This is a genomic window from Enterococcus sp. GC34 (assembly GCF_040886645.1).
Taxonomy (GTDB): domain Bacteria; phylum Bacillota; class Bacilli; order Lactobacillales; family Enterococcaceae; genus Enterococcus; species Enterococcus faecalis.
This window is the reverse complement of record NZ_JBFOEF010000009.1, coordinates 17,640-29,796: the sequence shown is the minus strand read 5'-3', so window position 1 is coordinate 29,796 and position 12,157 is coordinate 17,640. Positions and strand designations below refer to the sequence as shown.

Below are 12,157 nucleotides of genomic sequence, written 5' to 3'. Positions count from 1 at the left end.
TTTTTAGTTTAAATAAAAGATAGAGGGGAACGCATAATGACATTACAAGCGCAATTAGAAGCTCTTAGAGACAATACGCTCAAAGAAATCGCACAAGTTGCTACTTTAAAAGAATTAAACCAAATTCGCGTAGAAACATTAGGGAAAAAAGGGCCAATCACCGAAGTACTAAGAGGCATGAAAAACCTTTCACCAGAAGAACGACCAGTGGTGGGGGGCTTTGCAAATGAAATTCGTGATTTATTAACCGAAGCAATTGAAGCGCGCAAAGTTGTTTTAGAAAACGAAGCGTTAAATGCGGCACTAAAAGAAGAAAGTTTAGATGTAACTTTACCTGGAAAACAAATGCCTCAAGGTACACGTCATATTTTGACACAAGTTATGGAAGAGATTGAAGATATTTTCTTAGGCATGGGTTATCAAGTAGTGGAAGGATACGAAGTAGAATCGGATCACTATAATTTCGAACGCATGAATCTACCAAAAGATCATCCAGCACGCGACATGCAAGATACGTTTTATATTTCAGATGAGATGTTAATTCGTACGCATACTTCACCAGTTCAAGCTCGAACAATGGAAAAACACGATTTTTCAAAAGGTGCATTACGAATGATTTCTCCTGGGAAAGTATTCCGTCGTGATACAGATGATGCGACACATAGTCACCAATTCCATCAGATTGAAGGCCTTGTTGTCGATAAAAATGTCACAATGGGTGATTTAAAAGGGACGTTAGAAGTCATGATGAAAAAAATGTTTGGTGAAGATCGTAAAATTCGTTTACGTCCTAGCTATTTCCCTTTTACAGAACCTTCAGTCGAAGTAGATGTTAGCTGTTTTAAATGTGGCGGCGCAGGTTGTAACGTCTGCAAACATACAGGTTGGATTGAAATTTTAGGTGCGGGGATGGTTCATCCAGATGTGTTACAAATGTCAGGGATTGATCCAACAGAGTACTCAGGCTTTGCCTTTGGCTTAGGACCAGATCGCGTTGCTATGTTACGTTATGGTGTAAATGATATCCGTAATTTTTATCAAAATGATTTACGTTTCTTAAATCAATTCAAGGTAAAGGAGTAGTTGAAAAATGTTAGTTTCTTATAAATGGTTAAATGAATATGTTAATCTTTCAAACGTTACTCCGCAAGAATTAGCGGACAAAATGTCTGTGACAGGTATCGAAGTTGAGGGCGTTGCTGTACCTGAAGAAGGCTTAAAGAAAATTGTTGTCGGTGAAGTAAAAGAATGTGTTCCTCACCCAAACTCTGACCACTTATCAATTTGCCAAGTAGACATCGGTGAAGAAGAATTGTCACAAATTGTTTGTGGAGCGCCAAATGTAAAAGCAGGAATTAAAGTCATCGTAGCGTTACCTGGTTCAAGAATTGCAGGAAATCAAAAAATTAAAAAAGGTAAAATGCGTGGCGAAGTTTCTAACGGAATGATTTGTTCGTTAGAAGAGCTAGGATATTCAGATAATGTCGTACCAAAAGCCTACGCTGAAGGAATTTATTATTTACCTCAAGAAGCAGTGAATGGGACACCTGTTTTCCCTTATTTAGACATGGATGATGCGATTATTGAATTATCAATTACACCAAACCGTGCAGATGCACTAAGTATGAGAGGGGTAGCCTATGAAGTTGGCGCAATTTATCGTCAAACGCCTCAGTTTAATGATCCCGAACTCAAAGAAGATGCTTCAGATAACGTGGAAAATTACGTAACAGTAACTGTTGAAGATTCACAAGATGCGCCAGCGTATCAAATTCGTGTTATTAAAGATGTGACGATTGCAGAAAGTCCTCAGTGGTTGCAAAATCGATTGATGAATGAAGGAATCCGTCCGATTAACAATGTGGTGGACGTGACAAATTATATTTTATTATTATTTGGTCAACCATTGCATGCATTTGATTACCAAAAATTAGATAGTAAAGAAATCTTGGTTCGTCGAGCAACAGCAGCAGAAGAACTAATTACATTAGATGGTGAAACACGTCAATTAACAGAAGAAAATATCGTCATTACGAATGGAAAAACGCCTGTCGGCTTAGCCGGTGTAATGGGTGGGGCTAATTCTGAAATCAGTCAAGAAACAACAACTGTGGCTTTAGAAGCGGCATTGTTCAATCCATTGTCTATTCGCAAAACGTCTAAACAATTCAATTTACGGAGTGAATCTTCAAGTAGATTTGAAAAAGGCATCAACCAAGCGACAGTTGGGCTAGCTTGTGATGTGGCAGCCGCGATGATTGCAGAGTTAGCCAACGGAACAGTGGTCTCAGGCACTGCAGTTGGTTCTGAAGTGGCCGTTAAAGAAGCACAGGTAGCTGTGACTTTAGAACGAATCAACCAATATTTAGGCACTGCATTAGATGAAGCAACGGTGAATGAAATTTTTGAAGCACTCGGTTTTGCTTATGAAGTAAATCAAGGCGCCTATGAAATTACGATTCCACCAAGACGTTGGGATATTGCGATTGAAGCAGATATTATTGAAGAAGTGGCGCGCATTTATGGATATGATCATTTACCTTCAACATTGCCAAGTGGAGAAACAGTTGCTGGAAGTCTAACCAAAGCACAACATGTTACGCGCCAATTAAAGAGTTTACTGGAAGGTCATGGTACGAGTGAAGCCATCAGCTATGCGTTGACAACAGAAGAAAAATCCCGTCAATTTATGATGAAAGAAAGTCAAACAACACGTTTGCAATGGCCAATGAGTGAAGAGCGTTCTGTGTTACGTATGAACTTAATTTCTGGTTTATTAGATGATGTCGCATACAATGTGGCACGTAAAAATAATAATATCGCCTTCTACGAAGTAGGACGCGTTTTCTACCAAACAGAAGATCCAACAAAAAATTTACCTACAGAAGAAAATCACTTAGCACTTGCTTTAACTGGTAATACAATGGTTAAAGATTGGCAAACAAAAGCAACAGCCGTTGATTTTTATACAGTAAAAGGCTTAGTGGAAAGTATTGTAGCTGTTTTAGGATTAACAGAAAAAATCAGCTACCAAGCGACAACGGCGATTCCAGAAATGCATCCAGGCCGGACAGCATGGATTTATTTAGAAGATGAAGTGGTTGGTTTTGTCGGACAAGTTCACCCAACGACAGCAAAAGCGTACGATATTCCTGAAACATATGTTGCTGAATTAAACTTGCAACAATTAGTAGCCACAGAAGCAGGCGGGGTTACTTATGAAGCAGTGTCTAAATTCCCAGCAGTTTCTCGAGATATTGCTTTATTAGTCGATGAAACAGTTACCAATCAAGAACTAGTTAAAACTATTTCAGATAACGCAGGTAAATATTTGAAAGAGATTCATTTATTTGATGTATATCAAGGTGAAAAACTAGGTGCTGGCAAAAAATCAATGGCGTATAGTTTAACTTTCGTTAATGCAGAAGCGACATTAGTGGATGAAGAAATTAACCGTTCAATGGAAAAAGTTGAAAAAGCGCTAATTGAAAAACATCAAGTAGAAGTAAGATAAAATAAAAACAGCGACAACTAAAAATGTTTAGTTGTCGCTGTTTTTAACTACATTAATAACTTTTCGCCCAATTTCGTGAAAGCCAACGTGAAAATTGTGAGATACTAAAGTTAATAATGAAATAAATAAGGGCGACGATTCCGTAAATAGTGAATACTTGTCCTGTTTGTGCGTAGCGCCCCATTAAGATATAAGATTTGCCAAAGAGTTCTTGTAAAGCAATTACGGAATACAAGAAACTTGTATCCTTGATGACAGTAACAAACTGAGAAACGATCGCTGGTAAAACATTGCGAATGGCTTGAGGCAAAACAATATGATAAAGAATTTGCCAATTTGAAAACCCTTGAGAACGTGCCGCTTCAATTTGCCCTTTATCGACCCCATTTAAACCACCACGAATAATTTCCGCTAAAGCAGCGGTGGTAAACACAGTAAAACTCACAATTCCAGCAGGTGTGGATTTGATTTTGAAAATCAAAAAAATAACATAAATCCACAATAAGTTTGGAATATTACGCACTACTTCTACATAAATACTGGCAAGTAACTTCAGTGGTCCATTGGTTTGATTTCGCAAAACGGCTAGAATGGTGCCAAAAATCGTACTCAAAATAATTGAGACGAAGGAAATATAGAGCGTCAATTTTAAGCCGTTAAATAGAAATTGAAAATTATTTGCTGTCAGTAATTGACGCATTTCTTCTGAAAAAGGCATCTGTTTTCCTCCTATCTACTATATGCTTTCTTATTTTTTTCTTCCATTTTTCTAGCCAAATTCGCTAATGGGAAGCAAAGAATGAAATATAAGAAACCAGCGAGCGCAAAGGCGGGAATGTAGTTCAAGTTGACAGACGACCAACTATTGGCAGCAAACATTACGTCAGCGCCAGAAATAATGGCAACTGTTGACGTATTTTTAATTAGGTTCACGACTTGATTGGTTAAAGGCGGTAACATAATCCGCCATGCTTGTGGTAAAATCACATACCGCATCGTTTGACCATACGTTAATCCTTGGGAGTAAGCCGCTTCAAATTGCCCTCTTGGAACAGCTCCGATTCCTGAGCGAACCACTTCAGAAATGTAGGCGCCATGATAGAAGCCTACACACAGAATGGCAATCGTAGTAATAGAAAATGAAAGCAGCGGGCTTAGCAGAGGAAAGCCATAATAGACTACGATAAATTGAATCAACAAAGGTGTGTTTTGAAAAAATTCTACATAGACACGACTAATTGCGTGTAAAAGTTTACTTTTGGTCGCTGATAAACTGCCAAAGAAAATACCTAAAGCAAAGGCAACTAAGATCGCTCCTAAAGAAAGCAGAATAGTATAGAGAAAAGCCTGACCAAAAATTCGCCAATCTTGAAATAAAGCCTCCCAACGATATAAGGCAAATGGCCCTTCTTCAAGCCAGGAAATATTGGCTAACAAAAACATAAAAATCCCTCCTAAAATTTTTGATTCTTCAAGTCTTAGGAATGATTAATTTTTTAAGCCCCAGTCTTGATAAATTTTTTCTAGTGTGCCGTCTTTTTCCCATTTTTCAATTAAACCATTTAGATAATCATTTAATTCAGTATTTGCTTTCTTTGTGGTAATTCCATATTCTTGTGGCGAAAAACCATCTTTTAAAATTTCTGTCTTGCCATCCACATAGCCAGATAGGATTGATTTATCCACTGAAAATGCATCAATTCGTTTAGAAGTTAACGCTGTTTTTAATTCTGGATAGGAACCTAATTCTTGATAAGTAAATTTGATTCCTTCCTCTTGCGCTTTTTTCTCTAAGTTTTCTTTTGTCGTAGCAGATTGTGCAACGCCGATTGTTTTTCCGTCTAAATCTTTCATACTGGAGAAGTTATCCTCTTTGCGCACAAGGAAACCAATCTCATCTGTATAATAGGGAGTTGTAAAATTATAAGTCTTTTTACGTTCATCAGTAATTGTAAATGTAGCAATTACCATATCTAGTTCACCATTGTCTAAAAGGGGACCGCGCGTTTTCGCTGTCACGCCCACAAATTCCACATTCTCTTCGCTGCCGGTAATTTCTTTCGCAATCAAGCGTGCAATATCTGGTTCCATTCCTTCATTTTTATTTGTATCAGGATTCATATAGCCAAAATTAGGAATGTCTTCTTTGACACCTACTTTAATTTTCCCCGCTTTTTTTAATTGTTCTACTGTGACCGTTTTGTTTGATGAAGCACTTTTGGAAGTTGAGTCATTGTTGCCGCTACCACAGCCCACAATGATGCCTGCTAATACAAGTAAGGAGAGTCCAGCTAGCCATTTATTTTGTTTTTTCATTGTTCATTCCTCCAATTTTTTGTTTTTTTATTCATTACCCGTTATGAATAATTTTGCTTAGAAATTCTTTTGCACGAGGGTTTTCAGTGCTTGTAAAGAAATGTTCAGGTGTTCCTTGTTCAATAATCTCTCCTTGATCCATAAAGATTACACGGTCAGCCACTTGACGAGCAAAGCCCATCTCATGTGTGACACAAACCATGGTAATATTTTGTTTGGAAAGATCGACCATTACATCTAAAACTTCTTGAATCATTTCTGGATCAAGTGCCGAAGTCGGTTCATCAAAAAGGATAATCTCAGGATGCATATTTAAGGCACGAGCAATAGCGACCCGTTGTTGCTGCCCGCCAGAAAGCTGCGAAGGATAAGCAGAAGCTTTATCAGCTAAGCCGACCCGTTCTAAATACTCCATGCCAGTACGAACCGCTTCTTCTTTGGAAACGCCCATCACTTTAATCGGTGCTAACGTTAAATTATCAATAATCGTTTTGTGAGCATATAAGTTAAAATTTTGAAAGACCATGGCAACTTTCTGGCGAACCTTTTGAATGGGTGCCTTCGGTTTGGTGATGTCAATGTTATCAATTACGACGGAACCATCATTGACTTTTTCCAATTGGTTCATACACCGAATTAATGTACTTTTGCCAGAGCCAGAGGGTCCGATAATGACAATTTTTTCTCCTTGTTCTACATTTAAAGTAATATCTTTTAAAACGTGATGCTCCCCAAAATACTTATTTACATGTTCTAAAGAAATCATAGGCAGTCTCCTTTGCAATCATTTGGTAGAAAAGATAACAGAGGATTCGGTGAGAAACGTGTTATTTAAATTAAATTAACCAAATGTATTTCTAATTGTATTCTCAATGTTAGGAATTATAACATACAAAAAAATGAATTACTAGTTTTTTAATCGAAAAAGATTTCCTTCAAAAAAAGAAATAAATGAGAGCAAAACAGGAAAAATTGACAATAGTCCTTAAAAAGTAGAAAATAAAGGCAGTGAATAAAAGGCAAAGGTAGGATGAGAATGAGCAATCAAGAAGCCATTGGATTAATTGATTCTGGCGTTGGTGGATTAACTGTTTTAAAGGAAGCGCTAAAGCAATTACCAAATGAACGATTAATTTATTTAGGAGATACAGCCCGTTGCCCATATGGTCCACGACCAGCCGAACAAGTCGTTCAGTTTACTTGGGAAATGGCCGATTTTTTATTGAAAAAACGAATAAAAATGCTAGTAATCGCATGTAATACCGCGACGGCTGTCGCATTAGAAGAAATTAAAGCTGCCTTGCCAATTCCAGTTGTCGGTGTTATTTTACCTGGCGCACGAGCAGCCGTTAAAGTCACAAAAAATAACAAAATTGGTGTCATAGGTACGTTAGGGACAATCAAAAGTGCTTCCTATGAAATCGCCATTAAAAGTAAGGCGCCAGCAATTGAGGTGACTAGTTTAGCTTGCCCTAAATTTGTCCCCATTGTTGAAAGTAATCAATATCGTTCTTCCGTAGCAAAAAAAATTGTGGCAGAAACACTTCAAGCACTACAATTAAAAGGACTTGATACGTTGATTTTAGGTTGTACCCATTACCCGTTGTTACGTCCGGTGATTCAAAATGTGATGGGGAGTCATGTGACATTAATTGACTCAGGAGCCGAAACAGTTGGCGAAGTTAGCATGCTTCTCGATTATTTTGACATTGCCCATACGCCTGAAGCGCCTACACAGCCCCATGAATTTTATACAACTGGTTCTGCAAAAATGTTTGAAGAGATTGCAAGCAGTTGGCTTGGTATAGAGAACTTAAAAGCACAACAGATTCACTTAGGAGGAAACGAAAATGATTAGACATGATAGTCGTGCACCAAAAGAATTGCGAAAGATCACTATTGAAACCAATGTTTTTAAACATCCAGAAGGTTCGGTGGTTATTTCGTTTGGTGATACCAAAGTAATTTGCTCAGCCACTGTCGAAGAAAAGGTTCCCCCATTTTTACGAGGCGGGGGAACAGGTTGGGTAGCAGCTGAATATAGCATGCTCCCTCGCGCGACGAACACAAGAAATATTCGGGAAAGTGCGAAAGGAAAATTAACAGGGCGAACAATGGAGATTCAACGTTTGATTGGGCGGTCATTGCGAGCTGTTGTTGACTTAGAAAAGTTAGGGGAACGGAGCATTGTTGTCGATTGTGATGTGATTCAAGCAGATGGTGGAACCCGTACTGCTAGTATTACAGGCGCTTTTGTTGCTCTACGCTTAGCAGTCAATCATTTATTGATGACTGGTGCGCTAGCGGAAGACCCAATTAAAGAGCATTTAGCTGCTGTCAGCGTGGGTATTTTACCCGATGGTTATTGTGTGCTGGACTTAGATTACGCAGAGGACTCGAATGCTGCAGTGGATATGAACATCGTGATGACCGAGTCTGGTGAATTTGTGGAAATTCAAGGAACGGGTGAAGAAGCTACCTTCTCAGGAGATGAGTTAAATGCCATGCTCTTTTATGGAAAAACAGGGATTGAGGAATTAATTGCGTATCAGAAAGAAGCGCTTTATGCTTTAGCCTCTGAAGAAGTCCCTTCGCAAGATTCAGAAGAGAAAGTGATTGTCATTGCAACTAGAAATCCTGGTAAAGCGAAAGAGTTTAGTTCAATTTTTGGTGAAAAAGGATATACGGTTAAGACGTTATTAGATTATCCGAATTTGCCAGATGTAGAAGAAACTGGTCGAACATTTGAAGAAAATGCTCGTCTAAAAGCTGAAACAATTGCAGAAATTTTACAGAAACCAGTATTAGCAGATGATTCAGGATTAATTGTTGATGCGTTAGGGGGAATGCCAGGAATCTATTCTGCTCGTTTTGCTGGTGAACCAACTAACGATGCTTCAAATAATGCGAAACTATTGCATGAGTTAACGGGCGTGCCAAAAGAAAAAAGACAAGCGCGTTTCCATTGTACATTGGTTTTTGCTGAACCAAAGAAAGAAAGTCTGGTGGTCGAAGCTGAATGGCCCGGAGAAGTCGGCACGATTCCTCGTGGTGAAGGAGGCTTTGGGTACGATTCACTTTTCTATGTCCCAGAGCTTGGTAAGACGGCAGCTGAATTGTCTGGAGAAGAGAAAAATAAAGTTAGTCATCGTGGACAAGCAGTGGCAAAATTAAAAGAACAATGGGAAGAATGGCTAAAAAAATAGGAGTTGAAACGTATGAAAATCTTGGTAGTAAGCGATAATCATGGCGACCGTGACTGTTTAGTTGACTTAGTGAATCATTATGAAGGACAAGTCGATGCACTCTTTCACTGTGGTGATTCTGAATTAGAACCGACAGATGAGCTTTGGCAGAAATTAATTGTAGTTCAAGGAAATTGTGATTTTTATGATGAATTTCCCAAAACTGTGACTAAAAAAGTGGGGGATCAAGTTATTTATATGACACATGGTCATTTGGCCAATGTTAGAATGGGGCTCACGACACTTGCTTTACAAGCGGAAGAAGCAGGAGCGACAATTGCCTTATTTGGTCACACTCATGTACTCGGTGCAGAGCGACACAATAACATTCTCTTTGTTAATCCGGGAAGTATTCGTTTACCTCGTGGACCAGTTCAAGAGAAAACATATGCCATAATTGAAAGTACACCTGAACAATATCTCGTTCAGTACTATAACAAAGAGCACCAACCGTTGGAACGATTAAAGGCAACGTTTACGAAGTAAGTGAATGTTAAGAAATAAGTGCTCCTTTTTTATTTATCAAATTTTGAGCGTAGGACAAAAATCTCTTTTGGATTTTTGTCCTACGCTCTTTTTTTAGTCGACTTGGATAACCTTTAAGCCGGTCTTACGAAGTTCTGTAATTAAAGTTGATGAGCAATGTTTGTCTGTAATCAAACAATCAAAAGCGGTAATATCAGCAATTTTAAATTTAGAAGTCAAGCCGATTTTTCGATGGTCCGCGACCAGAATTTTTACTTTTGTTGTTTGTTTTATCATAAGCTCATTAATTTTTGCTTCATTGAAAATTTTTGTAGTGACGCCATGTTCTAAACTGACCCCGCTACAGCCAATTACGCAAACATCGGCATGCGTTGCGGTGATTGTGTTAATGGCAATATCTCCTACCAGAACTTCTTTGGGAAAACGTAATTCGCCTCCGGTCAAAATATAATTGTATTGAGAAACATGAGGCTTGGTGGCAATTTTTAAATTATTCGTTACGATGGTCAGATGGTCGGCTTTTAAATAATGGAGAATATTCAAAGCACTGGAACTTGAATTAATGAAAACGGTATCATAATCACTTAGATAGCTACAAGCAACACGAGCAATGGCTTGTTTTAATAACTCCGGTCCTGATTGATCAAAGTCTTTCTGATTTTGGTCGTTGTAAATACAATACCCATATTTTCGAATGATGTCATTCTTAGTTTCTAAGACATTTAAATCACGACGAATTGTGCTTAAGGAAACATTTAAAGCATCTGCTAATTTATAGGTAGTCATTTGTTTGTTTTTTTGCAGCAGCGCGAGAATGTTTTGTTGCCTTTTTTCAATGGTTTCTAATGAACTTTTCAAGTAATACAACCTCCTTTAGTTATTTTTTTGGACACGGTCCCCCATGAAATAGTATAACTCATAGGAAAACAAAACACGTAAAAGAATCATTAAAAGTGCAAACAATCATATAAAAGGGTTTTCATTGTGATTTTTTGCGGCTATGATTTTCTTATAAAGCATAACACAATCATTTGAGAAGAGGAGTGGTAGCATGAGCAAATCGATTCATGAAATTACAAAAGAAAGTTGGTTGAAGGCGACATTTCCAGAATGGGGCACTTATTTAAACGAAGAAATTAATCAGACAACTGTGCTTCAAGGAACGGTTGCCCTCTGGTGGCTTGGTTGTACAGGCATTTGGCTGAAAACGCATGAGAACACGAATATTTTATGTGATTTATGGTGTGGAACAGGAAAACAAACGCACGGGAACGGCTTAATGAAAAATGGCCATCAAATGATGCGCATGAGTGGTTGCCAAAAAATGCAACCTAATTTAAGAACACAACCTTTTGTGATTGATCCTTTTGAAATAAAAGAGGTAGATGCTTTAGTTGTCACACATATTCATTCAGACCATTTGGATATTCACACAGCTGCTGCTGTTCAGCAAAATTGTCCTAAGGCTCTATTTATTGGTCCAAAAGAAGTAGTGAAAACATGGCAGCGTTGGGGTGTTCCGGCAGAAAAAACACGGGTTATAGAGCCTGGTCAAGAAATAAAAGTGAATGATGTGAATGTAGTGGCCTTGGAAGCTTTTGATCGAACCGCGCTAATTACTTCTGATGATCCTGAAAATACATTTAAAGGTAAAATGCCTCAGGACATGAATGAACTAGCTGTCAATTATCTATTTGAAACCTCAGGTGGTACGGTATATCACGCCGGAGACTCTCATTATTCTAACTTGTTTGCGAAACATGGTAATCAATATGCAATTGATGTTTGCTTAGGAGCATATGGCGAAAATCCTCGCGGTATCACGGATAAAATTACTTCTGTTGATATGTTGAGAATGGCAGAATCTTTAAATGTGAAAGTAGTCATTCCTGTTCATTATGATATTTGGTCTAATTTTATGGCTGATCCAAAAGAAATCATGGAAATTTGGAAATTTAAAAAAGATCGTTTACATTATCAATTTAAACCATATATTTGGCAAGTGGGTGGCAAATTTGTTTATCCAGATGACAAAGACAACTTAGAATTTAACTTTGATCGTGGCTTTGATGATGTTTTTGTTAAAGAAAATGATACACCATTTCCTTCATTCTTGTAAGAAAGGCTGGATGTACAATGTTAACTTATTTTTGGGAGCAAGAGCTTATTCATTACTCTGATAAAGAACCGGTTAGTTGGCAAGAGGCGATTCAGGAAAGTTGTTTGATTTTACTCCAAAAACACATCATCGATCAGAGTTACGTCGATGAGATTATCCAGTGTGTCGAAACGTTTGGACCTTATATCATCATTGCTCCTGAAGTAGCCATGCCACATTCATCAGAGGAAAGCGCAGGCGTTTTTGGAACGGCCATTTCTTTTACAAAATTTAAGCAAGCAGTCACTTTTGCTGGCGATCAAGAAGCAAAAACAGCAACATTATTTTTTACATTGGCAGCCCAAAATCCCGCCGAACATCTGGAAAATATCCAGCAATTGATGGATTTATTGATGACGGATGGCGTGATTGCTGACTTGTTAGAAACAAACACGCCAATGGATTTTAAAGAAGTTATGGAGAAATATCAATTATAGG

The 12,157-nt window shown here is 38.1% G+C and carries 12 protein-coding genes; 7 read left to right on the top strand and 5 right to left on the bottom strand.

Features of this window, described 5'->3' with window-relative positions:
- The first annotated feature begins 36 nt into the window (after positions 1 to 36).
- Together pheS and pheT are read left to right on the top strand one after the other, a co-directional pair.
- Positions 37 to 1,083: a phenylalanine--tRNA ligase subunit alpha gene (gene pheS, locus AB3I72_RS10235; RefSeq protein WP_002358034.1), complete on the top strand. Its 1,047-nt coding sequence runs from the start codon at positions 37 to 39 to the stop codon at positions 1,081 to 1,083.
- A 7-nt stretch (positions 1,084 to 1,090) separates the two neighbouring features.
- Positions 1,091 to 3,514: a phenylalanine--tRNA ligase subunit beta gene (gene pheT / locus AB3I72_RS10230; protein ID WP_002366454.1), complete on the top strand. Its 2,424-nt coding sequence runs from the start codon at positions 1,091 to 1,093 to the stop codon at positions 3,512 to 3,514.
- Between the two features lie 52 nt (positions 3,515 to 3,566).
- Here the strand turns inward: pheT and AB3I72_RS10225 are convergent, their stop codons facing one another.
- The 4 genes from AB3I72_RS10225 to AB3I72_RS10210 are packed head-to-tail and all read right to left on the bottom strand — an operon-like array spanning position 3,567 to position 6,596.
- Positions 3,567 to 4,232: an amino acid ABC transporter permease gene (locus AB3I72_RS10225; protein WP_002384721.1), complete on the bottom strand. Its 666-nt coding sequence runs from the start codon at positions 4,230 to 4,232 to the stop codon at positions 3,567 to 3,569.
- An 11-nt stretch (positions 4,233 to 4,243) separates the two neighbouring features.
- Positions 4,244 to 4,957, bottom strand: a complete 714-nt coding sequence (locus AB3I72_RS10220) for an amino acid ABC transporter permease (protein ID WP_002366455.1) — start codon at positions 4,955 to 4,957, stop codon at positions 4,244 to 4,246.
- A gap of 45 nt (positions 4,958 to 5,002) precedes the next feature.
- Positions 5,003 to 5,830: a transporter substrate-binding domain-containing protein gene (locus AB3I72_RS10215; protein WP_002360586.1), complete on the bottom strand. Its 828-nt coding sequence runs from the start codon at positions 5,828 to 5,830 to the stop codon at positions 5,003 to 5,005.
- A 34-nt stretch (positions 5,831 to 5,864) separates the two neighbouring features.
- Positions 5,865 to 6,596, bottom strand: a complete 732-nt coding sequence (locus tag AB3I72_RS10210; RefSeq protein WP_002377841.1) for an amino acid ABC transporter ATP-binding protein — start codon at positions 6,594 to 6,596, stop codon at positions 5,865 to 5,867.
- 264 nt (positions 6,597 to 6,860) lie between these two features.
- Between AB3I72_RS10210 and racE the strand changes: the two genes are divergently transcribed.
- The 3 genes from racE to AB3I72_RS10195 are packed head-to-tail and all read left to right on the top strand — an operon-like array spanning position 6,861 to position 9,561.
- Positions 6,861 to 7,688 carry a glutamate racemase gene (gene racE, locus AB3I72_RS10205; RefSeq protein WP_002358027.1) on the top strand — a complete coding sequence of 276 codons (828 nt, stop codon included), beginning with the start codon at positions 6,861 to 6,863 and terminating at the stop codon, positions 7,686 to 7,688.
- Positions 7,681 to 9,036, top strand: a complete 1,356-nt coding sequence (gene rph, locus AB3I72_RS10200) for a ribonuclease PH (protein WP_002369622.1) — start codon at positions 7,681 to 7,683, stop codon at positions 9,034 to 9,036. The genes racE and rph overlap by 8 nt, the downstream gene beginning before the upstream one ends.
- A gap of 12 nt (positions 9,037 to 9,048) precedes the next feature.
- Positions 9,049 to 9,561, top strand: a complete 513-nt coding sequence (locus AB3I72_RS10195) for a metallophosphoesterase (RefSeq protein WP_002381991.1) — start codon at positions 9,049 to 9,051, stop codon at positions 9,559 to 9,561.
- 93 nt (positions 9,562 to 9,654) lie between these two features.
- On the opposite strand, the gene AB3I72_RS10190 is transcribed toward AB3I72_RS10195, so the two are convergent.
- On the bottom strand, positions 9,655 to 10,419 hold the full coding sequence (locus tag AB3I72_RS10190) for a DeoR/GlpR family DNA-binding transcription regulator (RefSeq protein WP_368023895.1): 765 nt from the start codon (positions 10,417 to 10,419) through the stop codon (positions 9,655 to 9,657).
- Between the two features lie 193 nt (positions 10,420 to 10,612).
- Between AB3I72_RS10190 and ulaG the strand changes: the two genes are divergently transcribed.
- Both ulaG and AB3I72_RS10180 read left to right on the top strand, forming a co-directional pair.
- Positions 10,613 to 11,680 (top strand): L-ascorbate 6-phosphate lactonase, encoded by a 1,068-nt coding sequence (ulaG, locus tag AB3I72_RS10185; protein ID WP_368023894.1) that lies wholly within the window; start codon positions 10,613 to 10,615, stop codon positions 11,678 to 11,680.
- A 17-nt stretch (positions 11,681 to 11,697) separates the two neighbouring features.
- Positions 11,698 to 12,156 (top strand): PTS sugar transporter subunit IIA, encoded by a 459-nt coding sequence (locus AB3I72_RS10180; protein ID WP_002365501.1) that lies wholly within the window; start codon positions 11,698 to 11,700, stop codon positions 12,154 to 12,156.
- Position 12,157 lies beyond the last annotated feature (1 nt).

Bases quoted from the DNA above. Each gene is read 5' to 3' on its own strand.
- ulaG (WP_368023894.1), top strand. From the start codon at position 10,613: ATGAGCAAATCGATTCATGAAATTACAAAAGAAAGTTGGTTGAAGGCG.
- rph (WP_002369622.1), top strand. From the start codon at position 7,681: ATGATTAGACATGATAGTCGTGCACCAAAAGAATTGCGAAAGATCACT.
- AB3I72_RS10215 (WP_002360586.1), bottom strand. From the start codon at position 5,830: ATGAAAAAACAAAATAAATGGCTAGCTGGACTCTCCTTACTTGTATTA.
- AB3I72_RS10220 (WP_002366455.1), bottom strand. From the start codon at position 4,957: ATGTTTTTGTTAGCCAATATTTCCTGGCTTGAAGAAGGGCCATTTGCC.
- pheS (WP_002358034.1), top strand. From the start codon at position 37: ATGACATTACAAGCGCAATTAGAAGCTCTTAGAGACAATACGCTCAAA.
- AB3I72_RS10195 (WP_002381991.1), top strand. From the start codon at position 9,049: ATGAAAATCTTGGTAGTAAGCGATAATCATGGCGACCGTGACTGTTTA.
- AB3I72_RS10225 (WP_002384721.1), bottom strand. From the start codon at position 4,232: ATGCCTTTTTCAGAAGAAATGCGTCAATTACTGACAGCAAATAATTTT.
- AB3I72_RS10180 (WP_002365501.1), top strand. From the start codon at position 11,698: ATGTTAACTTATTTTTGGGAGCAAGAGCTTATTCATTACTCTGATAAA.
- racE (WP_002358027.1), top strand. From the start codon at position 6,861: ATGAGAATGAGCAATCAAGAAGCCATTGGATTAATTGATTCTGGCGTT.
- AB3I72_RS10210 (WP_002377841.1), bottom strand. From the start codon at position 6,596: ATGATTTCTTTAGAACATGTAAATAAGTATTTTGGGGAGCATCACGTT.
- pheT (WP_002366454.1), top strand. From the start codon at position 1,091: ATGTTAGTTTCTTATAAATGGTTAAATGAATATGTTAATCTTTCAAAC.